Origin of the sequence: Photorhabdus bodei, assembly GCF_003287735.1 — a bacterium.
Classification (GTDB): Bacteria; Pseudomonadota; Gammaproteobacteria; order Enterobacterales; family Enterobacteriaceae; genus Photorhabdus; species Photorhabdus kayaii.
Genome location: NZ_NSCM01000010.1, coordinates 23,084 through 47,870, shown reverse-complemented (window position 1 = coordinate 47,870; position 24,787 = coordinate 23,084). Strand labels below are relative to the sequence as shown.

8 protein-coding genes and 2 pseudogenes are annotated in these 24,787 nt (G+C 45.9%); 8 read left to right on the top strand and 2 right to left on the bottom strand.

Annotated elements, in window-relative coordinates:
* Positions 1 to 7 precede the first annotated feature (7 nt).
* On the bottom strand, positions 8 to 2,005 hold the full coding sequence (locus tag CKY02_RS09365; protein WP_240002031.1) for a dehydrogenase E1 component subunit alpha/beta: 1,998 nt from the start codon (positions 2,003 to 2,005) through the stop codon (positions 8 to 10).
* A 1,378-nt stretch (positions 2,006 to 3,383) separates the two neighbouring features.
* Between CKY02_RS09365 and CKY02_RS09355 the strand changes: the two genes are divergently transcribed.
* Together CKY02_RS09355 and CKY02_RS09350 are read left to right on the top strand one after the other, a co-directional pair.
* On the top strand, positions 3,384 to 4,790 hold the full coding sequence (locus tag CKY02_RS09355) for a carbohydrate porin (protein ID WP_112895079.1): 1,407 nt from the start codon (positions 3,384 to 3,386) through the stop codon (positions 4,788 to 4,790).
* Positions 4,787 to 4,972: pseudogene (locus CKY02_RS09350) on the top strand (helix-turn-helix domain-containing protein); the annotation flags it as partial. The gene CKY02_RS09355 and the pseudogene CKY02_RS09350, both read left to right, overlap by 4 nt.
* A gap of 75 nt (positions 4,973 to 5,047) precedes the next feature.
* On the opposite strand, the pseudogene CKY02_RS25650 reads toward CKY02_RS09350, so the two are convergent.
* A pseudogene (locus CKY02_RS25650) lies at positions 5,048 to 5,261 on the bottom strand (transposase); the annotation flags it as partial.
* A 547-nt stretch (positions 5,262 to 5,808) separates the two neighbouring features.
* Between CKY02_RS25650 and CKY02_RS26265 the strand changes: the two are divergent.
* The 6 genes from CKY02_RS26265 to CKY02_RS09325 all read left to right on the top strand — a co-directional run bounded on the left by CKY02_RS26265 (position 5,809) and on the right by CKY02_RS09325 (position 24,765).
* Entirely contained in the window at positions 5,809 to 5,937 is a 129-nt protein-coding gene (locus tag CKY02_RS26265; protein WP_274382149.1) for a hypothetical protein, read from the top strand.
* Positions 5,938 to 6,216: 279 nt separating this feature from the next.
* Entirely contained in the window at positions 6,217 to 6,546 is a 330-nt protein-coding gene (locus CKY02_RS23765; RefSeq protein ID WP_146747420.1) for a hypothetical protein, read from the top strand.
* Positions 6,547 to 6,816: 270 nt separating this feature from the next.
* The gene (locus CKY02_RS09340; RefSeq protein WP_112895077.1) at positions 6,817 to 7,635 is read left to right on the top strand and encodes a 2OG-Fe dioxygenase family protein; all 819 of its coding nucleotides are present in this window, start codon (positions 6,817 to 6,819) and stop codon (positions 7,633 to 7,635) included.
* Between the two features lie 120 nt (positions 7,636 to 7,755).
* On the top strand, positions 7,756 to 20,283 hold the full coding sequence (locus CKY02_RS09335) for a hybrid non-ribosomal peptide synthetase/type I polyketide synthase (RefSeq protein ID WP_240002030.1): 12,528 nt from the start codon (positions 7,756 to 7,758) through the stop codon (positions 20,281 to 20,283).
* Positions 20,280 to 21,545, top strand: a complete 1,266-nt coding sequence (locus CKY02_RS09330) for an MFS transporter (RefSeq protein WP_112895076.1) — start codon at positions 20,280 to 20,282, stop codon at positions 21,543 to 21,545. Before CKY02_RS09335 ends, CKY02_RS09330 begins: the two co-directional genes overlap by 4 nt.
* A gap of 28 nt (positions 21,546 to 21,573) precedes the next feature.
* A complete protein-coding gene (locus tag CKY02_RS09325) occupies positions 21,574 to 24,765 on the top strand; it encodes a non-ribosomal peptide synthetase (protein WP_112895075.1) in 3,192 nt (1,063 codons plus the stop codon).
* Positions 24,766 to 24,787 lie beyond the last annotated feature (22 nt).

The following is a 24,787-nucleotide window of genomic DNA, read 5'->3' as shown; positions in this document are numbered from 1 at the left end:
GTTCTCCTTAGCTCATTACCGCATGGACGGAGGCCAAAATGTCATCCGTGCCGGGTAAAACAGCTTTCTCTAAACAAGGATTAAAAGGAATATGAATATCTTCACGCGTCACCAAGCGCGGAGGTGCCAATAAAGAGAAGAAATTGTCATTCTCATCCAAAATATCAGCAATAATGGATGCACCAACACTGGCCGTCCGGGTATCCTCCTGTACAACGATAAGCCGCCCGGTTTTGCGTAAAGATTCCGCAATCCGTTGTTTATCCCAAGGTACCAGACTACGTAATTCAATCACTTCAATGTCAATATTGTCTTTTTCCGCCTGAAGAGCCGCCATAGTCGCAAGTTGAATCGTATTTCCCCAAGCAACCAGTGTAATATCTTTTCCTGCCCTGACAATATTTGCCTGCCCAAGCGACACCGGACTCACCAACCGACGCTCATGGCGCTCTCTCATAAGGTGTTTAGGGATCAGGATCAGACTCGGCATATCCAGACTTAACGCGGTACGGAACAATGCGACGGTATCAGCCGGTGTCGTTGGAACAAGAACGTTAATACCGGGAATATGCGCCAGGATACCGTCCGAGCTTTGGCTGTGCCATATACCACCACCAGGGAGATAAGCGCCATAAGGAGCATATATCACTACCGGACAGCGCCATTTTCCTACCGTTCTCCAACTTAAAGTGCCAAGTTGTGACTGTAACTGATTGAGACCTAGCCCAACAAAGTCAATAAATTGCAGTTCAACAATCGGACGCCAACCACAGGCGGACAATCCAACAGACGAGCCAATAATCGTGGCTTCCGAAAGGGGAGCATTAATAACACGATCAGGATAGCAAGTGGATAAGCCACGGGTGAAACCAAAAACACCACCTTTAGGATCTTCAATATCCTCACCAAATAGCAGCACATTCGGATGCTGACTCAATGCCTCGTCCAAAACCTGATTTACCGCTTTGACCTGTGTCTCTTCGGCTTCCATCTCAACATGTACGGTAGGCGTTCCTTCACGATTGCATAAATAGGTACTGACACTTGCAGGATCCGGCTCTTCTTCGTGGTAAACACGCTCAAATATTTCCGCGACATCCGCTTTAATGCGCTCTTTTTGTCCAGCCAGAGCTTGCTCGGTAATCGCTCCTTTTTCCTTTAAATAAGCGACATAATTTTCAATAGGATCCTGTAGTACCTCCAGTTCATCCGGGGTACGGTACAGTTTGTGAGAATCTGAATTGGAATGAGAATCTAACCGATCCATACGACAAACCAATATGCAAGGAGTCCGCTCAAATCTCGCCTTATTGAATACCTCCTGTGCAACAGGAAACAAAGTTTCCGGTTTGCGGGCATCAACACGGCGAATCAAACACTCGTTAAATATTCCCAACCGATACGGAGCCATCTTCTCCGTTGAGGTACTAATACCCAATTTATTATCGGAAACCACAAAGACTACCGGCAAACGCCTTTCAACTGCAAAGCTGACCGCTTCATAAAATTCTCCCTGCCGGGTCGCCGCATCGCCGACACCACACACGACAAGCCCATTTTTATTGTCTAACACACTTGCCCAGGCGGCTCCAGCCGCGGGAATACATTGGGTTCCGGTCAAGCTGACTACCGAGAAGATATTATGCTCTTTGGAGCAGAAATGATTCGACATGGTTCGGCCGGCCGAGTGAGAAGTGGCCTTACCCATAAGTTCCCTTGTCATTTCAACAATAGACATACCACGCGCTAATACTAATGCCCGATCACGATAGTAAGGAACCAGTACATCATTCTTTTCCATAAGCTGAGGCAGCACAGCCAACCCTTCATGTCCAGCAGCCGACACATGGAACCAAGCTCGACCTTGTCGTGTGACTATCGCACTACGATTATCAAATTCCCGTGACAGCAGCATGTCATAAAGTAACTTTTGCTCATCCAAACAATCATTAATTGAAGGGCTGTGTTCCTTAAGAGGTACTTCATTGATCTGTACGTCTATCACTCTCTTTTTCCTCACAAATAGTTAACGTGGTAGTTGTCGTTATTGCGCTTAATGCTTGATAAAAAAGCGAATACGGGGTAGTCCCGTTCATGATTACTTGAGAGACTATAGATCCCGATATAAGAAGTGAATGTAGGGCTATTGCCTACACGAATTGCAAAAGATAGAGGTATACGGTCACAATTTTTAATTACGTTTATGCACCTAACATGGAGGGAAAAATTATCTCCATAACCATAAATGGCTTCGGCTGTCATGGTATTTCCTAAATTTTTAGCATTGTCCTGAACATAATGTGACACCATTTAAAAAACTCCAACCGATGAACAACCGCCATTCGTTAAGAGTAGGGCCAACAAGCACCGGCATTTCCATGATTACAATACAATATAATCACAATACAATTAAAAAAATAGGTTCTTACCTATATCTTTGAGCTCTGCAATGATAAGACATAGGAATAATTCATTACTTTGCTAAATTATTTTGATAATCAGATTTTTTCGACAAGCTTTTCATTAGGTATTTTTATGTTTAACCAAGACATAGCCTCAATAATAACACGTATTATATCAATCGAACTTGAGCCTTTATGCTCACATTAGAATTCATTATGTTTTGTGATGAATATCAATAATGACCTCCTCATATCAAACAATAGATAAAGCTGAATTGACGACATCATCCAGCATCAATCCTGATATTTTATAAAAATTTAGCTTATTATCTCTTATGTTTTATCATAAAAAAAACTGTAGTAATGCGGGAATGATCACAAAAAGGGTAGCAAAAAATTTAACTATATGATTATTATGAAGTTATCATCCCAAACAGCGCTGATATTATAATGCAATCAGTAGGATATCAACATATAAAAATATATTTCATAACCTTTTGAATATATTACCAATCATTCAAATAGTAAATTTAAAAAATGATAAGATAAAATATAATTCCCAATAGATTGATTTTAATGAATTTATCTCTATAAATAATAGAATCGAATGCATCATTTTCACACTTCGAAAAATGATTAATTCATGCAATTATTTCTACTTCAGATACTCTTTCTCATTTCAAATAACAACAACTTTGACAGCCCCCTTTGTTTAACATTGACAAACAATTCCAGCACTTTCGTACCATGCCAATCATTCCTGTTGATCTTGAAGACGCAACCCTGACCACTCGGTGGTGGAAATCCATTCCACCGTTACTTATCTTTCATACCGAATTTGAGTATTCGATCACAATAGCTTTATCTGGTTAGTAGAGTTGATTGCGATCTGCTAATCAACTCAATTATCTTTTAGCCCAAAAACCAGCTTGATAATTTAACTACGATATAATAACTCATATCCCAAAAGGGTAGCATACCATGAAAAACCTTCACTATCTGATTGTCACACCAGGATTAATATTTTCAGCCTCTGCCCTTGCTTCACCCACCAATAGCATCGAGGCACGCCTGGATGCACTGGAGCAGCGACTGCAACAAGCAGAACAGCGGGCTGCCCAAGCAGAAGCACGAGCCACCGCCGCCGAGCAACGCGCGCAGCAACTAGAACAGCACACTATCGAAACCAAACAACAGACCATACAAATAGCACAAAGCACCACTCCGCTGGAAAACAGTGCTTCATCAACTAGCAACTTGAAATTGAATAATTTTGGCGATCTAAAATTGTACGGCGATGTAGAATTCAATCTCGATAGCGCCAGCCGAACCGGTCAGCTTACTTCACTTAAAACCAGCGATAATAAAGACTGGAAACCTGGCGACAAAGAGCGTTGGAATGTTAATGGCCGCATTTTGATCGGGCTGGACGGTTACCGCCGTGATCAAAACAACAACTTTGCCGGCTTTAGAGTGCAACCATTAGCAGACATGACTGGCAAAATGAATCTCGACGACGCCGCTTTCTTCTTCGGCAATGAGAAAAACTGGCAGGTAAAAATCGGGCGTTTTGAAGCTTACGATATGTTCCCACTCAACCAAGATACTTTTATTCAGTATTCTGGTAATACCGCCAATGATTTGTATGCCGACGGTTTCGGCTATATCTACATGATGAAAGAAGGACGTGGCCGCAGTAACAGCGGTGGTAACTTGATGCTGAGCAAATACGCAGGCAACTGGTATTTCGAACTCAATACTCTACTTGAAGATGGCACTTCACTATTCCGAGATAACATTTACCACGGCAACACACTGGAAAATAAAAAAAATGTCGCCTATTTGCGCCCGGTAGCAGCCTGGAAAAAAGATCAGTTTAGTGCAGCCATAGCGATGGAGAGTAATGTCGTCAATAACGCCTATGGCTACCAGAATAATCAAGGGCAATGGGTCGATCAATCCAGACGCAATGGTTACGGCATGACATTAAGTTGGAACGGTCTGGAGGCCGATCCTGATGATGGCATTGTTGCTAACCTGAATACCGCCTATCTGGATGCCTCAGATGAACATAATTTCACTACCGGAATTAATGTGATGTGGCATCGTTTCGAACTGGGTTATATCTATGCCCATAACAATATCAAAACGTTCAATACTGACGATACAACCGCATATATTAATCACCCATTCAATGAGCCGGGTAAATACGATATAAATACCATCCATATGTCATATCAGATTCCTAATATTATGAATATGAAAAACTTTAATCTCTATCTTGGTGCCTACGTCTCTATGCTGGAAGCAAATGCCAACAACAAAATTGCCAACAGTAATAATGACCGACGCTACGGCGCACGCGCCAGATTTAAATATCTTTTCTAAAAATTTCACAAACAGAATTGGCCACTGTTATGGGGGTTAAACAGCCTTCCGTTGCTCGGATGGAACAAGCTGACAATGATCCAAGGCTATCAACACTTAAGCGCTATGTGAAAGCATTGGGCGGTGAATTAAGCCTTGAGGTGACTCTTCCAACAGGTAAGCGCATAGCTTTCCACCTTTAAGGAAGAAAGTCCGCAGAGCGGACTTTCTTCAGATCATTGACAACGTGCTGTTTTTTATCCGGCACTTTGGTTTAATTAATCTCGGTTTCGTTTAAAAATAGCGATATCACAATCCCGTAAACTCAAGCTCGGTTTTTTAGGTTGGAATGTATAAGCAATTAGTCCAGCGACGATTTCCAATAAAAAACCGATCTGATTACGGTGTCTTAAATGCTCTATCTGAGAAATATTTCTTGAGTTGGTCCACGACTGGTTCTATCAAAAATCGCCTTCTTAACATCAGTTTATCCCTGAGAGATAAAGACACATCAATAATATATTAAATTCTTCACCTTGATTACGTATTTTAGCATTATATTTAATCTAAAAAAATAAAAACAAATAACGTGGAAATATATCTCATATTAAATTAACTTATTGAAAAAATTAATAATTATATTATAAGTACTTTTAAAGCATATTAGTCACCATTAAACACACCACGTTCAGTACCATTACCCCAATTTTATTATAATTCCCCAATTATTCATATGGTTTAAAGATCTATTTTAATCCATGTTGAGTACCAGTATTAATACTAAAATCCGTAAAACAGATAAATGGAAGATAGAATTTAATGAGTATAGTGCCGTTCCTACAAGGAATAATCAGACAAAGATCGTATTAATAAAAAATTAGCACGAGAAATTAAATCCACGTTTTCTTCCGAAGATAGTAAGAATTGATGGATATTTGAAAAATTGGCAATCTATTATATTCAAACAATATATACCCTATGGATTTCAAGATGCATCGCGACGGCAAGGGAGTGAATCCCCGGAAGCATAGATAACTATGTGACCGGGGTGAGCGAGTGCAGCCAACAAAGAGGCAACTTGAAAGATGACGGGTATAAAAGGCAGAATTTTATTACTGACAAGCCTTTACTAGCTAAACTGGTACTAGATAGTCCATTAATTTCTTGAGTTGATGATATACCAGATTTAAAATCAATTAAAAATAATATAATATTCTAACACCCCTTTATATGTAAATTTTTTTTGCCAAATAAAAAATAAAAACCCAAGTTGACATTGTATATTCTGAGATCTATTTTCTAATTAAATTTTAGTGAAAATATTTTTATTGTTAGGCTGTTTATATGATTGACGGAAGTTACAGCAAAGGCGCTTCACCCATTAAATAAAGGGTTAAAATAATGATGTTTAATAATGAGTTAGGATTTTCGAGTCATGAAATGATCAGTGAAGAATTTAGATAAAAAAATTGACTTTACTAATCCTTATGCGCTGCTAGCCAGGGATGATAAAGGAAAGATGGATGTCAAAGTATTGTCGGAGGATGCTATTGTTTCACCCAGCAAGAAAGGCAATGCTATTGAGGTGATTAATTCACTCAAAAAACGGTTGTTATACTATACCTTATGGATTTCAAGATGCATCGCGGCGGCAAGGGAGCGAATCCCCGGGAGCATAGATAACTATGTGACCGGGGTGAGTGAGTGCAGCCAACAAAGAGGCAACTTGAAGGATGACAGGTATATAGTAGATTTGTCTAATGGCCTATTGATTTAAAATTATCTCTCTCATTTATCTAGCAATATTCTTTACTATCTGATTTGTCAGAAATTGATTGATTGATTTTGTAGATCGACAAAAAGCATGGCAATGTTGTTGCACTTACTATGCAAAATCGAGATATTCTTATTTATAGGTGTTTTTTTAAATCATTAAATATAACTAAATAATCTTTTAAGTTAATTAGTATTAACTGGTTTTTCCTAAGATATCGTAATTAATTTAATACGATGTCATCGTAGTTCACCCTAATAAAGAGATATTACAATGGGCTGGAATATATTTATTAACGCACCAAATAGTTACCGTCTTACTGCCGCACATATCCGCAACAGCTTGCAGCAACAAGGGTTTGCCACTTTCAATGCCACCGATCTTGACCTTTCTGACAGTGAAAAAATCGATCTTATCTCTCTGTGTGAATTATCGAAGTCACTGCCGTTAGATCGATTTGGTGAAGATGGTCGTCACCGCAGTTATTGTGAAGGAGTGTGGAGCCGTGAAACAGAAACTATTCATTGGAAAACAGGTTATCCGCAGCCCGATGATAGCATAGAGATTGATTATCATCAGGGAAGTGAATATCAACCTGAATTTGGTGGTGTAGTACGCAAATTCCTGCGCATGTCTGATGAGATACTTAATAAAGGACTACTTAATAAACTCATTTGGCACGATCTAAGTCTAACCGGCATGGCAGAGCATTATTCCCGTTTGCTGTGTGGTGTGCATCTGATCAGAATGCAGGCACTACCTGGTAAACCGGCAAAAATTACGCCTAACTGTTTTCATCGTGACGGTCAGCCGTTCACTGCTGTACATTTGATTGAACGTTACAATGTCGAAGGCGGTGCAACGCATATCGCACCCCCTTCTTATGCAAATTGCCAGCTTGAAGAAGTCCCTGCTCATGAGATAACTCGTTTTCTCCTTAATGATCCCCTTGATAGCTACATCATCGATGATGCAGCGATTTGTCATTATATCAATCCCGTAACTTGCGATGAAAATGCCAGCGTTGGCGTTCGCACTATCATTCTGATTGATTTCACCCCGCTAGAACAGAGTGATAGGCGTTCCCAGTAGCTCTTTTACCATGAAAGTGGCTGACAACCAGGAGTGCCAGGAGTGCCAGGAGTGCCAGGAGTGATAGTTTTTACGGCAATCACTAAGCTGCAAAAATCTTTTTATCTTAGGAAAAATTTTGTGAGTAATTATTCAAACACCTTACCGAATGTTCCATTCTTATTGCCAACGCCTGCTCAACGCAGGCTATGGTTCATCAGCCAAGGAAATATGGACTTAGCATTATATAACGTGCCATTTTCGTTACGTTTGCATGGTTTGTTAAATAAGGAAGCGCTTGAACAAGCTATTATTTTTATGATTGAACGCCATCCGGTGTTGCGTTCACAATTTCATGTTCTCAATGGAGAATTGCAGATAGCATTGAATCCGCAGTGGCCTGAATTACGTATCAGTGATCTCAGCGATTATTCCCCAGAGGAACGCGAAACCAAAGTACAGTCTATCTGTGATAACGAAGCCAGATATTGTTTTAATCTCAATAACGATTTGCCTTTTCGTTATTTACTGCTTCGCCGGCAAGAGAACGATCATCAGTTGATATTTACACTTCACCACATTGTATTTGATGATTGGTCGACTCACGTTTTTCTTAATGATTTTAGCCATGCCTATAACCAGTATAAAGTAGGTCAACAGCCTAAGTTGGCGACAATTACCTACCCGCATGCCAGTGACTCTGTAATAAATATTCATATGAATAGCGCTCGTCGGCAACGCTTACGCGATTATTGGAGAAAACAGCTGGCGGAATTGCCTGAACTACATAAATTACCCACCGATCGGCCACGGCTATTAGAACAACGGGGACGTGGTGCGGTATATCAGAAATCACTTCCTTTATCTCTCGTTGGACGTATTTCTAAAATCTGCCAACGTTATGGACTAACACCTTATATGGTGGCAATTTCCGCTTTTGCCGTATTGCTGAATCGTTATTCACATGATGACGACATCGTTATTGGCAGTCCATTTGCGAATCGTCACAGTATTGATGAGCATGTCCGCCTTGGCTTTTTTATCAATTTATTACCGTTGCGTTTTCGCTTTAACGAAGAGATAAGTTTCAGTGATCTATTAGTTCAAGCGCGCGATATATTGCTTGATGCATATGAAAATGCTGATTTGCCGTTTGATGAGATCGTCGATGTGGTACAACCCCTGCGTTCTCTGAGTCATCCCCCTGTTTTTCAGATTATGTTTGATTATTTGAAGAGTCCGGGACAAGCATTGCAACTGGATGGGTTAGCAGCAGAAGTACAATTTATCCATTCTGGTACTGCTAAATATGATTTGACGTTATCGATAGAAGAATCCCCAAATTCACTACTTTGTCTGGTTGAGTTTGATACCGATTTATTTGATAACCTCACCATTACTCGCATGGTGAATCACTATGAGAAATTGTTGGATACATTGTTAAGTGAACCTGAGCGTTCTGTCGCCAAATGTAGCATGTTGCCGCCAGAAGAGCTGGAAACACTGGCTCGCTTCTCCCGGCCAGCAGAACCTCTGCCGGTATTGGAGTTTATTTCGGTAGCTGAACGCATCAAGTCACAGGTGCGTAATAATCCAGATGCACGAGCTATTGTTTGGCGTGATCAACGTTTCACCTATGCTCAACTGGACGAGTACGCGCAATGCCTGCTCGCGAAGATGCGCCAGTGTGGCGTTGGGCCGGGTAGCCGGGTTGCAGTATTGATGAGCTACCGGCCAGAAATTGTCATCTCTTTTTACGCTATTCTCTCTGCCGGTGCGGTTTATGTGCCGTTGTCCCCCTCTGATCCTCGCTTCGCCGATAAGATAAATGATGCACAGCCAGTACTGATCCTCACCAGTGAACAGGATGCTGTTGGTTTGCTTGATTTTCGTGCCATTGTGCTGGAAGTTGATGGGCTGTTTCGTCAACCAGCGCCGCCGGATGTGCAGCCAATCTGGTCAGTTCAGGAGAGTGATTCAGCCTATGTTATTTACACTTCTGGTTCAACCGGTAATCCAAAAGGAGTAGAGGTAAGCCACGGTAGTCTGCATGCATCGTTCCATGCCTGGTGCCATGACTATCGTTTCACCCAACCCGGTGAGCCGGTATCACTACAACTTGCCGCACCGATTTTCGATCTCAGTATAGGGGATTTCAGTCGTACTCTGGGCTGTGGTGGATGCTTGGTTATGTGTCCGCGTGAGTGGTTGCTAGATGCCCCTGAAATGCACCGCTTAATGATGAGCGAAGGCGTGACCTTCGGTGATTTTCCTCCTGTGGTACTGCGTCAATTAATTCAGTTCTGTCAGGATAATGGGAAACGTCTGGATGGATTATCAACACTGGTATGTGGAGCTGATGTCTGGTTCGGTCATGAGCTGCATGCAGCACAAGCGCTGTGCCGCCCAGACACGCGTATTCTGGGTTCTTACGGTGTAACTGAAGCAACCATTGATAGCACTGTTTTTGATCCGGAAACACATCCATTGGAAGCCGGGCGAGTAATTCCATTGGGTAGGCCGCTGGCTAGCTGTGAGCTATTCATTGTTGATAAACACCTGCAACAAGTGCCGATTGGCGTTAGTGGTGAATTGTTGATTGCGGGTGTTACCGTAGCAAAAGGATATCTCAATAATCCTCAACTCACGGCAGAGAAATTTATTACCGGCAAATTCGATAGCCAAGGCCGTTTTGTGGCAGACAGTTTTGTGGCAGACAATAACAATAATAGTAGTACACGATTCTATCGTACCTCAGACATTTGCTGTTTCCTGGCTGACGGCACTATTGATTTCATGGGACGCAGTGATCATCAGGTTAAAATTCGCGGTTTTCGCGTCGAGTTAGGCGAGGTGGAGAGTGCATTACTGGAACACGCAGATGTGCACCAGTGTGCGGTTGTCGCCTGTAATGACAGTACAAATAATAAAGTACTGGTCGCCTATGTTGTGTCATCGGCTGATACTGACAAGTTACGTGGTTATTTGTCCCTGCGGCTACCCGGCCATATGATGCCACGTGCTTTGGTGTTTCTCGATAAATTACCAACCACCCCCAACGGGAAGGTTGATCGCAAGCGCTTGCAAGTTCCAGATTTTTCGCTACCAGAAAATCAGGAATCTATGACAGAACCAGCTAACGCCCGTGAAGAACAATTGCTGGCATTATGGAGAACAGCATTAGGGGTTCAGGTCATCGGTACGGAAGATAATTTCTTCTATTGTGGTGGCAATTCATTAATTGCTGCCAATCTGATTACACAGATCAATAAGACATTTAATGTTCAGCTTAAGCTTTCCACTATTTTCAATCATCCGACTATCGCCGGGTTGGCCTCGTTACTGGACAGTATTGAAAAGGATAGTATTGAAAAGGATAGTATTGAAAAGGACAGTATTGAAAAGAGCGGTGCGAAACAGAGTGTTACTGTGCAGCACGTTTCGCAGGTCAGTGATTTACTCTCATTCGGTCAGCGCAGTTTGTGGTTGATTGCCATGCAACGGCCGGATGATTGCAGTTACAACGTGCCTTTCACATTGCGTCTGCATGGTAATCTGCATTTTAGTGCGTTAATGCAGGCGCTGAATGATGTAGTGCAACGTCATGATGTATTGCGTACCACATTCTCCAGTCAAGTCAGCAAAGTAAACGCATCGGATGGAACATCCAGTTTTGAACCCAATTATCAGGTTGCGTCTGAATTAACGTTAACCCTGCGCCAACAGAATATCTCCGGCGGTGAGTCTGCGCTGGCATCGAAGTTGCGAGAAGAAGTGATGGCAAGTTTCGATCTCGCCAATGGGCCTCTCATCCGTGCGGTACTGTTTACATTGTCTCCGCAAGAGCATGTGCTTTGTATTACTCTGCATCACATTATTTCCGATGGCCGCTCGCTGGCAATACTTTTTGATGAGTTACGGCATTGCTATCAGGCACGTCTGGCCGGTAAAGCACCCATGCTACCCGTGTTGGAAGCAAACTATGGGCATTTCATTACCTGGCAGCGCACTCGACTGGCTGAACCAGCGGTACAGCAACAGATTCATTTCTGGCGTCAACAATTGGCGGATGCGCCAGCTACTCTGATACTGAATGAGATGGCTGCGCCAACTGACGAAGCGGCTGCAATAAGTTGTGTTGTTCCCCAGGTGTACGTTGAAGGTGTAGAGAAATTGGCTCGTGAACAGAACTGTACACCGTTTATGGTCTGGTTGAGTTTATTTGCACTCCTGCTGCGCCAGCAAAGCAATGAGCAGGATCTTATAGTCGGAACACCGGTGTCGCTGCGTACCATACCTGCATGGAATGCGCTGATTGGCTACTTTGCTAATACTTTGCCGGTACGTATCAATAGCCGTGAGTTGCAAACTTTTCAGCAACTCTTAATGCATACGCGACAGGTTAGTCTCGACATCCTTGAAAATCGTGATTTGCCGTTCGATTATTTGGTGCAGACACTTAATTTGCCGCGTGTGGCGGGTAAAAATCCTGCGTTCCAAACTATTTTCTCCTGTGAACTGGATCAACCAAACGATGCAACATTCGGGGACATGAAGGTCTCGGATGTTGAGTTGGGGGACTATCGCGCCAAAATTGATTTGGAGCTGGCTATTAATCGTGTAAATGGTCAGGTTTACGCTCACTTTATGGCAATGCCGGGGGGGTTATCTGCCGTCACTCTGGGACGGATGAGTGAGTATTTGCTGGCTATGTTGCCACAAATCATTGAAAAACCAGATACTGCATTGGCGGATTTGTTGACGGTTAATGCTGGCCGTAGTACTCAACCAGAACTCATGGCTGATAAGCCACAGGGATTGTTTCAGTTGTTTCAGCAGAACCTGTCCCGGTATGGCAGACATGTGGCGCTGGAAAGTGATGAATTAAGTCTGAGTTATCAGCAGCTTGATACATTGACCGCATATGTGGCGCAGCAACTCCAACAGGTAGGTGTAGGCCGAGGTGATCGAGTTGGCATTCTAATGGGGCACCATCCACATAATGTCACGGCGATGCTGGCAATTAACCGGATCGGCGCGGTGTTTGTGCCACTGGCTCCTGATAACGCCGAACCAGCAAATCGGTATGTGATTGATAATGCGAAAATAAAAGCGATATTGTGCCGAAATGAAACAGCGCCTCTGTGCCAGCGTCTTGGTCTGGCGGCAATTAATATCGATGAGTTAGATATAGCCAATGCACCCTATATGACTATGGAGGCGATCTGTCAGCCGGATGATTGCGCTTACGTTATTTACACTTCTGGCTCAACGGGTAAACCGAAAGGTGTTGCTGTCACCCACCGCAGTGTCTGCCATAACATTCTGGTCATCCGCGATGAGCTGAGGCTTGAACCTTCTTCTCGCATAGTGCAGTACTCTTCGCCCGTGTTTGATGTGATGTTGGGAGAAATTTTTCCGGCGCTTGCAACAGGTGCTTGCGTGGTCTTCGGTAAGAAACAGCAACTGTTGCCTGGCAGTGATCTGACAGAGTGGCTGACACATAAACAGATTACGCATATGTGGATTGTACCTTCCGCGTTGGCGATAGTGCCGTTAGTTCCGCTGCCTAATCTCCAGGTGCTTATCGTAACCGGTGAACCTTGTATGCCCGAAGTCGCCCAACGTTGGTCTGTAGGGCGCAGGCTGATGAATGGATACGGCCCTACTGAATGTGCGATTGTGGTATCCCTTACCGATTATCATGCCGAAGGACAAAATCTAGTGCTGCGTCCAATGGGCGATGTTCGCTTCCATCTGCTTGATGAACAGAGAAAGCCCGTGACACCGGGGGAAATGGGTGAACTTTATTTAGCGGGAACCTGTGTTGCACAGGGCTATCTGGGTATGGATGAAAAAACCGCTGAGGTGTTTTTACCCGATAGCTTTGCACCACAATTAAAGGCTCGTATGTACCGTACCGGCGACATGGTGCGCCAACGCATGGATGGCGCACTGGAGTTTGTTGGTCGGGTTGACCGTCAGGTAAAAATCCGTGGTCATCGAATTGAACTGAATGCTGTGCGGGCCGCCCTAAGTGCGTTACCGGGTGTACGTCAGGCCGAAGCGCTGGCGATCACCGATAGCCAAGGGAATAAAGAGTTGGCGGGATACATTGTCGGCGAAACCAGCCGCAGTGAGATCCTGAGCGAATTACGCCAACAGGTTAATGAAGTGATGGTGCCAACAGCGCTGTTCTTCCTTGATGCCCTGCCTACCGGCATTACGGGAAAAGTCGATCTGAAAGCGTTGGCTGAAATGAAACTGACACGTGCCGGTCAGCATCAATCTTCTCCCTTGCCAGCCAAAGTCGTGTCATCACTCAGTCGCGTTGAGGCTATCTGGCGTGAACTGCTGGAGAGGGATGAGATCGGTTATGACGAAAACTTTTTCGATGCTGGCGGCCACTCACTACGGGTTATGGCGCTATTCCAGCAATTGAATGAGGCGTTTGGTGGAGGCTTGTCTGTGACCGATATTTTCGCTCATCCCACCATTCGACAACAGGCTCAACTACTGGACACGCTGTCGCAGCAAAAAACACCTGTTGCAGTTGCAATGACACCGCCGATAGTCACTGAAAAGAGAGCAAGACCAACGTTGGATGTTTCGACTCAGGATAGCAAGGCTATTGCGATTATTGGTATGACTGGCCGTTTCCCACAAGCGCCAGATCTCGACACTTTTTGGCGGCGGTTGTTGGCGGGTTACGATGCCAGTGTGGAGTTGTCTGACGAGGAATTGTTACAACGTGGCGTCGATCCAGCGCTGTTAAGTCACCCACAGTTTGTCAGACGCGCACGTTTGCTGGAGGGTTGTGCGGAGTTTGATGCGCGTTTCTTTGGTTATTCATCACGTGAAGCGCAGGTGATGGACCCGCAACAGCGGTTGTTTCTTGAAATGGCATGGGAAACGCTGGAACTATCTGGCTATGGCAATGATAGTACACCGCGTTCAGTAGGTGTCTTTGGTAGCAGTGGCTTCAATTATTACCTGCTGGAAAACGTCATGCCAAATAAAGACCGGATGCACCTCGACCCCGGTCAGTGGCAAATAGGTAATGACAAGGATTTTATCGCTACACGTACTGCTTACAAGCTGAACCTTAGCGGACCGGCTGTCAGTATTGGCACCGCCTGTTCGTCATCACTCACCGCTATTCACTTTGCCTGCGAAAGCTTACGACGCGGTGAATGTGACATGGCATTGGCAGGTGCTGTAGCGCTGGACCCGCAACAGGTTGGCTTTGTCCATGTCAGTGGTGGAATTATGTCTCCAGATGGCCTTTGCCGACCATTTGATGCGGCGGCCAACGGTACAGCCAGCGGCAGTGGCGGTGGGATGATATTACTAAAACGTCTGTCCGCTGCTTTAGAAGATGGCGATACCATCCATGCGGTAATTAAAGGTTCTGCTGTCAATAATGATGGTGCACAAAAGGTGAGTTACACGGCACCAAGTATTGACGGCCAATCTTCAGTGATCAAAGACGCACTACGTAATGCCGGGGTATTGCCTGCCAGCATCAGTTATATCGAAGCACATGGTACGGCGACCTCTTTAGGCGATCCAGTAGAAATACGTGCGCTGACTCAGGCTTTCCTGGAACAATCTGATGGTGAAGTGTTACCTGTAGGGAGTTGTGCAATAGGCTCTGTGAAAGGAAATATAGGACATATTGATGCTGCCGCCGGTATAGCCGGTGTAATCAAAACCGTGTTGGCGCTGCGTCACCAGACTTTGCCACCAAGTATTCACTATCATCAAGCCAATCCTGCGATCCACTTCGAACAGACCCCGTTTTCTGTAATCAATACAGCATGCCCTTGGCCGCAAACAAGTAAGCCACGTCGTGCCGGTGTAAGTTCTTTCGGCATTGGTGGCACTAATGCGCACCTTATTCTGGAGGAAGCTCCGCGTCAGCAAGATGTCCGTATATTAGATGACGAGCGCTGGCATCTGCTGCCGATTTCAGCGAAAACGCCACAAGCGTTAATTCAGCAAGGGGAACGCTTGGCAGTCGCACTGACTACCGGTAATGAGCCATTGGCGGATATTGCCGGGACTTTGCAACAAGGACGCAGCGCTTTCAGCGAGCGTGCTTTTGTTGTGGGAAGAGATCGGGAGCAATTAATCAATCAACTACGCCGACTATCACCACAGACTAAGACTATGAGTCGCAAACAACAGCCTCGATCGGTGATTTTTATGTTTCCGGGACAAGGCAGTCAGTCTATTGAAATGGGTCAATCGCTCTATCTGCGTAATGGTGTATTCCGCCAGCAATTTGATCGCTGTGCCGAACTGCTACAGCCACACATCAAACTGGATATCAGGCAGTTAATTTATCCGCAATCGGAACGCGACAATGCTGTCAACCGGTTAAATGCTACACGTTATACTCAGCCTGCGCTGTTCACTGTTGAGTATGCGCTGGCCTGCCAGCTACAAGCTTGGGGTATTACCCCCCAAGCAATGATTGGTCATAGCCTCGGTGAATTGGTTGCGGCCTGTGTAGGGGGTATGCTTGAGCTGGAAGATACACTGGCATTGGTAGCAAATCGAGCTGCAATCATGCAGCGCCAGCCCACAGGGGCAATGCTGGCGGTACAGGCATCATCTGAACGTATGGTTTCGCTGGCACCAGAGTGTGAATTTGCAGCGCTCAACGGACCTGAACAGTGCGTGATAACTGGCAGCCATGACAATATCGCGGTACTGGAAGAGCAATGCAACAAGGCAGGTATTTCTTACCGGCGACTAACGACATCACATGCGTTTCATAGTTCATTGATGGATGCTGCCGCGCAACAGATGCGGGAATTCAGCGCAGGCTTCACGCTACAATCCAGTACCATTCCGATGATATCCAATATCAGTGGCAGTTGGTTCAGTGAACAAGATCGCGATAATTCTGGTTATTGGGGAGATCATCTGCGTCGGCAGGTACGCTTTTATGATGGTATTCTTACGTTGCTGAACCATTTTGACAATCCAATCCTGCTTGAAGTCGGTCCAGGGCGTGCACTGACCAGCATGCTGAAAGATCTACAGCAGAACGGCCAGGCTCAGACACTAACCACGATGCGCCATACTCACCAGCAGAAACTGGATGAAGAGGTACTGTTCAATACCATCGGGCAGTTATGGCAGCAAGGAGTCGCTATCGATTGGGCTGCATTTGGTCATTCACACAAATTACATCGGGTTATGCTGCCAGTGCATCCCCTCCAACGCCAACATCTCTGGTTGGAACATCCTGTCACTACATCAGCCGCTGTCATAAGTACACAACAGAGAAAACTACCGATTTTCACACAGTTATCGGATAGAGAGGGGGCCACACAATTTACTTGTAAGCTAGATGATAATGTCTGGTTTATTGATGAACATCGCATTTTCGCAGGGCAAGGTGTATTACCGGGCACAGGTTGCCTGGAATTAGTGCGTCGTGCTTTTAACGAATTGCAACCCGGTGGCACAGCTACTTTCAGTGAAGTTTACTTCCCCTCACCGTTGGTACTATCGTCAGGTGTTGAACGTCAGATACGCATCAGCTTGACCACCATTGATCGCAGCTTTGCCTTTACGCTGGAGTCTCGCGATGATGGTAATGATATGTGGCAACTTCATGCAAACGGCAACGTTACTGCCATATGCTCTCCACCAGCAGAGATTGTCTCACCTTATGAGTTGCGTCGGAATTTGCAGCTTGAAGAAGTTGCAGAGGCGCCGGAGCGTTTCAATCAGGCATTCGCTGACTATGGACCGCGCTGGCAATGCATTGCAGGTGTATGGATGGGTGATCGCTGTGCGTTGGCACAGTTGCGACTCAATCAGGCATTTATCGATGATTTGCCTGATATTGCATTACATCCGGCTTTGCTCGACTTAGGCACGGTGTTCTTACATGCCTGTCTGTTGCCGGGTGATGCTTCAATACCGTTCCATTATGGTTCGCTGACGCTGCACCAGCCATTATGCGCCGAATTTTACAGTCTGGCGGTTGAAACGGCTCCACGGACTTATGACATAACGCTATTTAGTTGGGATGAGAGTCAGAATTGCAAGCAGGTGCTGGTTGAAATCCACGGTTACAATTTACGGCAGTTCAATTCTTTACCATTCCAGCCAGCGAACGAGTCGAATGTAGTACGGTGGTGTCGTTACCCTCGATGGTTGCCGAAGCCTCTAGGCGAAGCAAAACAGAATCGTGCGCCGTGGTTGATTTTTGGTGCCCAAGCCGCTGAGCTGAGTGATTTATGGGAAGCGGCGGCACCCGGCAGTATCGTTGTTGAAGATGCTGATGAATTTCTGCAACAGAGTACCTACCGCTTTCGTTTGCGTAAGGATCAGCCCGAAGATTATCAACGACTGATAGATTGTCTGATACAGCAACAAATGCTACCAGAACGTATTATCTGGTGCTGGACTGCGGCAGGGATTTCTCAACCAGAGGCTGCATTTGAACAACTGGCGGCTGCAATTAAAGCGCTTACCGGTCATCACAGGGTTTTTAATATTACCCTAATTTCCCGTGGGTTACAGGCAGCCAAGGTGCTGGAAGCCTGTAATGCCGCACCCGCGCTTGGTTTGCTCGGAATATTGGTGGCCGAGTACCCGGGGTGTTCCGCACGTCATATCGATCTGGATGATGACACTTTTGCTACATATCAATCGCTGATTGCGGAACTGTATACGGATATGCAACCGGAAGAAGCAACAGAAGGAATACCGGTTACCAGCATTACGCTTAAGCAGGGTGAGCGTGAATTGCAGACATTTACTGAGCTTGATGAGATCCCGCACCGGCAAATTCTGCGTGATGGCGGTGTTTATCTAATTACTGGTGGGCTGGGAGGTATCGGTCAGTCACTGGCGCGTCACATCAGCAATAAATGCAGTAAGGTTAAACTCGGTATTTTGAGCCGCCGGGGAACTCATGCGGCAAGTGAAGCTTTACTCGATGTGTTACGGAAATCTGGTGCTGAAATCATGATGCTGTGCGCTGATGTTGCTGACGGTGTGGCATTAAATGAAGCATTGGCACAGATGAGAGCAAGATTTGGTGCTATCAACGGTGTGATTCATTCAGCGGGTATTGAAGCCAGTGGATTGCTGGCGCATGGCACGTCGCAGGACTGGCGGCATGTGATGGCGGCAAAAGTCAGTGGTACACAGCAATTGATGACGGCGATGAGTCAGGACTCTCTCGACTTTGTTCTGTTGTGCTCTTCACTTGCCTCATTGGTAGGTGGAATGGGTCAGGCAGACTATGCGGCGGCGAACCGTTATCTTGATGCCGTGGCACACTACTGGCGACAACAGGCTATACCGGTAACGTCAGTTAACTGGGACACCTGGGCAGAAGTGGGAATGGCCGTGGATTATGCCGCACGCCGTCAAGAAAGTGTGATCGGTCTCAGTAATCAAGAAGGCTGCGCTATTTTCGATCTGGCCATTGCTGGAAGGGAAGCACAGGTCGTTGTCAGTAAATTGACTCCTGTTCGGCGCGTACAATTGCAGAATTCATCGGCGATATCTGATTCTGCCAGCCCAGAGGAAGCAGTTCGTCAATTGTGGTATGAGCTACTGGGTGAAGAGACGATTAACCTGGAAGATGATTTCTTCGAGCTGGGCGGTCATTCACTGTTGGCAACGCAGATGATCTCCCGTTTGCGTGACCATTTCCAGCACTGTCTGACGCTGGCGGAGTTTCTCGAACAGCCGACAATGGCACGTGTTGTCCGTTCACTATCTGACGATAAAAAGAGCCTGGCTCCTGAAAATGCTCATATCCGCTACTGCCTGGTACCAATTAATCACGGCGGTAATGGTAATTATTCACCTTTCTTTTGTGTGCCGGGTATGGGCGGCAATGTTACCCAATTTATGCCCCTGGCCGCGGCATTACCACGAGAACTGCCATTTATCGGTATGCAATATTTGGGGCTTGATGGAAAAACTGCGCCGCACCAATCGGTGGAAGAGATAGCAACACATTATATTGCCTGTTTGCGCTCGGCTCAAAAACAGGGGCCATATCATATCGGCGGTCACTCATTAGGTGGAAAAGTGGCTTATGAAATAGCCCGGCAGCTTCATGCCGAGGGAGAAAGCATCGGTTCTCTGGTGCTACTCGACTCTGCCGCGCCACCCTATGCACCAGTTCCGTATCAGGAAGATGCTGATATTGCCAAAGTTATTCTTGGTATTTTTGCCTACTACACTGACCGACTGGAAATGATCGACAGCTTGGATGACGACGAAATGCGTGCATTACCCCGCGAGGCGTTACTAAGCTATATCAAAGAGCAGCTAAAACGTTTCTCGTTGATTCAGGCGCAGAATGATATGGGCTCAATTAACGGATTGTTCAATGTCTATCGGGCTGCGTCGGATATGTCACCGAAATATCGTCCAATACCCGTACAGTTGCCAATTCCCATGCTGTTAGTAAAAGCGGTGGAACCACTACCGAAAGGGGTTGTTGTGCCGGAGATCCGCGAGACCAATGCCTGGGGTTGGGAGAAGTTCTCCAGTCTTCCCATTCGTATCGCAGAAGTGCCGGGGAATCACTATAGCTGCCTGATGGAAGAGCACGTAGCACATGTATCGCAGGCGATAATCCATCACTTTCCGTCAATAATAAAAGGAGGACAGGTATGAGTGATTCTTCCCCAACGGTTCACCTTCCTGAAAACCGCCAGCATAAACGCCGATTGGCCGTGATCCTAATGACATTGGCTGTGGATGCTTTGGGTATCGGGATTGTACTCCCGGTTTTACCCGATCTGTTGCGGGAGGTTGCCCCTCAATCACTGGAAGCGGATGTGCCGTTAATCGGGTTATTTGTCTCACTATATGCTTTTGCACAGTTCCTTTTCGCCCCGTTGTTAGGGGCGCTTAGCGACGCTTGGGGAAGACGGCCGGTATTACTTTCAACACTGTTTGGCACAGCGCTGAGCTATACGTTGGTGGCGACAGCACCGTCATTAGGATGGCTGGTGGCCGGTATATTTCTTTCAGGCTCCACTGCCGCCAGTACTTCCGCTGCATCAGCTTACGTAGCAGATGTGACACCAGAAGCACAGCGGGCAGCGCGTTTCGGTCTGGTCAGCGGTGTTCTTGGCTTCGGCATGGTTGCCGGGCCAGCCTTCGGAGGGTTATTGGGCATGATTGCACCGCGCCTTCCGTTTGTGATTGCTGGCTCACTGGCAGCCGTGAACGCTATTGCCGCTATGTTCGTTCTGAACGAAAGTCTGACCAAGGAGAACCGGCGTTCGTTCGACTGGCGCCGTGCCAACCCCTTGGGCAGCCTGAAACTACTGGCGACGGATGGGGTATTGAGACGACTGGTTTATGCTTCGGCTCTTGGCATGGTGGCTTATGGCATTTTTCTGGCCTGTTTTGTCTTACTCAATGAAATGCGTTTGGGCTGGGGACCACGTGAAAACGGTCTGGCTCTCACCGGGCTCGGCGTCGGGATCATCATAACGCAAACTTGGTTGCTAAAAATGTTCGTAGCGCACTGTAACGAATACCGCACAGCGATCATCGGTTACGGACTCTATATGCTGGCGTTTATCGCTTATAGCCTGGCGGTATCACCACTTATTGTTGCTGGTGCAATTGCTTTGCATGCACTGGCGTTGATCAGCGATTCAACGCTTCGTGCTTTGATTTCATTGCGTGCCGGTAATGAGCGACAAGGGGAATATCTGGGAGCACAGAACTGTATGTTGGGTCTGGCTATCACTGCTTCACCGCTGTTGGGAGCATTATTGCTGCATTTTTCATCTCGTCAAGGACAATCTCTCTATTTTCAAGGGCTTCCCTTTGTTATTGCTGTCGTTGTTTGCTTCTGCGCCATATTGATTTTGCTACGTGGTTCTCAGGCAGACATCACATTACGCAATTTATATAAATAAAAATATCACCAGCTTGTGAGGATTAATTATGAAACAACATCAAGGGAGCTATTACCCCCTGACCGCAGCACAGCAGGAAATTTGGCTGGCTGAACAATTAAATGTAAGCGCAGGAATTTATAACACGGGTTGTTATATCGATATTTCAGGCGCTATCGATATTGAGACACTTAACTCGGCATTGTCCCAGTTGATAGATGAAGCTGAATGTTTACGAGTGGTGGTTGTACCGCACCCACAAGGACTACAACAACAGATTGTTACCAACCTGCAATGGAAATGTCCGCTTATTGATTTATCTAACCATGCGGATGCGTTAACAGAAGCTGAAATCTGGATGAAAGCTGAATTGGTGCGGCCGATGGAGTTAACACAGGGGCCGTTGTTTGGTTTTGCGCTGCTAAAAATCAGTGATGACCACTATTTTTTGTTTATCCGTGTCCATCATCTGGTTAGTGATGCTTTTGGCACTACATTGCTGATTCAGCGGCTTGCTGAACTGTATACCCAGAAATTGACTGGCGCTGCTGAGCTGGAAAATCCTTTCGGGCCTCTTAGCGATCTGTTGGCTTTTGACGAAGAATACCGCCGCTCGGAAAATTTTCAACATGACCGTCAGTGGTGGTCACAGTATATGGCAGGCCGAAGTGAGCCACAGAGCCTTGCCGTAGGGGCGAAACCTGGTCAGTTCGCCGATTTGGGTTCGTTCAGTTGCACCCAGTGTAAAATCCCGGCAAAGGTCAATGATATTCTGCGTACTCTGAGTGAAGAGAGTGGAAGTAGTATGGCTCAAATTATTATTGCAATCGTTGCTTCCTGGATTTCTCGTATGACCGATAAGCAGGATATTACTTTGGGTATGCCAGTAACTGCGCGTTCAGGGCGTATGTTACGTAGTATTCCAGGTATGGTATCCAATGTATTACCTCTGCGTCTGACAATAGATCCTGCTCATTCCATAGGTGACATTAGTAAGCAGGTCAGCCAGGAAATCCGCCAGTTACTCAAACATCAGCAGTATCGTTCTGAAGATATCTATCGTGATTTACAGCGAAATGGTTCTGCCCCCCGCTTGTTTGCACAGAATATCAATGTGATGCTGTTTAACAGCAATGTGAGCTTTGCGGGTAATTTTGGGCGTACCAAAAATTTGTCCAGTGGACCGGTAGAAGACCTCACTGTGACCATTTATTATCATGGCGAAGGCGACAGTTTGCAGTTTACGCTCGATACCAATGATAACCTCTACACTCCCCACGATATTAACCTTCAAAAATCTCTTTTTCAGCATTTCATCACTGAATTGCTGGCGGATATATCACGCCCCATTGGTGAACTGACATTGCCAGGTTGGCACATAGGAGGCAGCCTATTACCTGCACGGCGCACAGTATTAAATGAGGAAACTCTGACCTCGCGCTTTGAACAACAGGCAATTGCAATGCCAGATAGTGTGGCGCTGACTTATCAGCAGGAGAATATTAGTTATACGGTATTGAACCAACGTGCTAACCAACTGGCTCGCTATCTGGTATCACAGCAAATAGGCCCGGAACAGCGTGTTATGGTCTGCTTACCTCGTTCTATTGAGATGATGGTGACACTGCTAGCTATCATCAAGGCTGGTGCTGCTTACGTGCCAGTGGAAGCAGATTATCCGCAAAGTCGTCTTGATTTTATGATTGACGATGCTGAACCTGCTTGTGTGATCACCACCAGTGAAATTGCGCAACGCCTGACAACCCATACCCCCATGGTATTGCTAGATGATCCCGAATTGATCACCCATCTGGAAATGCAAAGTGTTGCTGATCTGTCTGACAAAGAGCGCTTGCAACCGCTGATGTCAGCGCATCCTGCTTATATCATTTACACTTCTGGCTCCACCGGTGTGCCCAAGGGCGTGGTAGTGACTCATCATAATATGATGCGTTTGCTACAAAGTACTCAGCGCTGGTTTAATTTCTCTGAAACTGATTGTTGGACAATGTTTCACTCTTATGCTTTTGATTTTGCTGTCTGGGAGTGTTGGGGAGCATTGTTGAATGGCGGAAGATTAGTGATTGTTCCCTGGGAAGTCAGCCGCTCACCTACAGATTTTTTGCAGCTTTTAGTTAGCGAAAAAGTGACGGTGTTAAATCAGACACCTTCAGCGTTTCAGGCGCTGATCCATGCTGATCGCGAAGCCCCTGAGCTTGGGCGGAGTTTGGTGCTACGCACGGTGATTTTTGGCGGAGAAGCGCTGAATGCGCATATTCTGGAGGAGTGGTATCAAAGGCACGATGACAACGCACCTCAGTTGATCAACATGTATGGTATTACTGAAACCACTGTACATGTGACCTATTTCCCTCTTTCTCGTGAAGTCGTTGCTCAGCCTGCTTCAAGTCTTATTGGTGAACCTATTGATGATCTCGGTATTTATATTCTTGATGAGGCTCAGCACCCGGTTCCGGTAGGTTTTGTGGGTGAGATATATGTGGGCGGTGCAGGGGTAGCGCATGGTTATCTGAATCGTCCTGAACTCACTGCTGAACGCTTTATTACTGATCCTTTTATCGGCACAGATGCACGCATGTATCGCACGGGTGACCTGGCAAGATTGCGTCGGGATGGAGTACTGGACTTCCTTGGCCGCACTGACGATCAAGTTAAAATCCGCGGTTTCCGTATTGAATTGGGCGAGGTGGCGGCAGCGTTAAATGCACACCCTGATATCGTGCAGTCTGAGGTCATTGTGCGTGAAGATGAAGGTCAACAGAAGCGGTTGGTGGGTTATGTCATTGCTCATAAGGGTATTACGCTTGAATCACAGTTAATACGGTCCAGTCTGACCACATGCTTGCCGGAAGCGATGATTCCAGCGGCAATAGTGCAGCTTGATCACTTCCCGTTGACCATTAACGGAAAGTTAGATCGTAAAGCGTTACCGAAACCCACGTGGAACAGTGTAGTAGTCAATGAAAGTGGCACCTCCAGCCCACAGGAACTCTCGCTTTGTCGTCTGTTTGCCGAGTTGTTGGGATTAGAACATATCTCTCCAGAGGATAATTTCTTTGAGCTCGGCGGCGAATCTTTAGTTGCAATGCGGGTAATAGCAAGAGTGCGTAGTGACTTCGGCGTTGAAATAACGTTACGCGATCTATTTAACGCACCGAGGGTCAGCCAACTGGCGCAACGATTAAACGTTTTGCAGCAGGAAAATGAAGTAATCAGCTAAGCCTAAATTTTTAATGGGATTA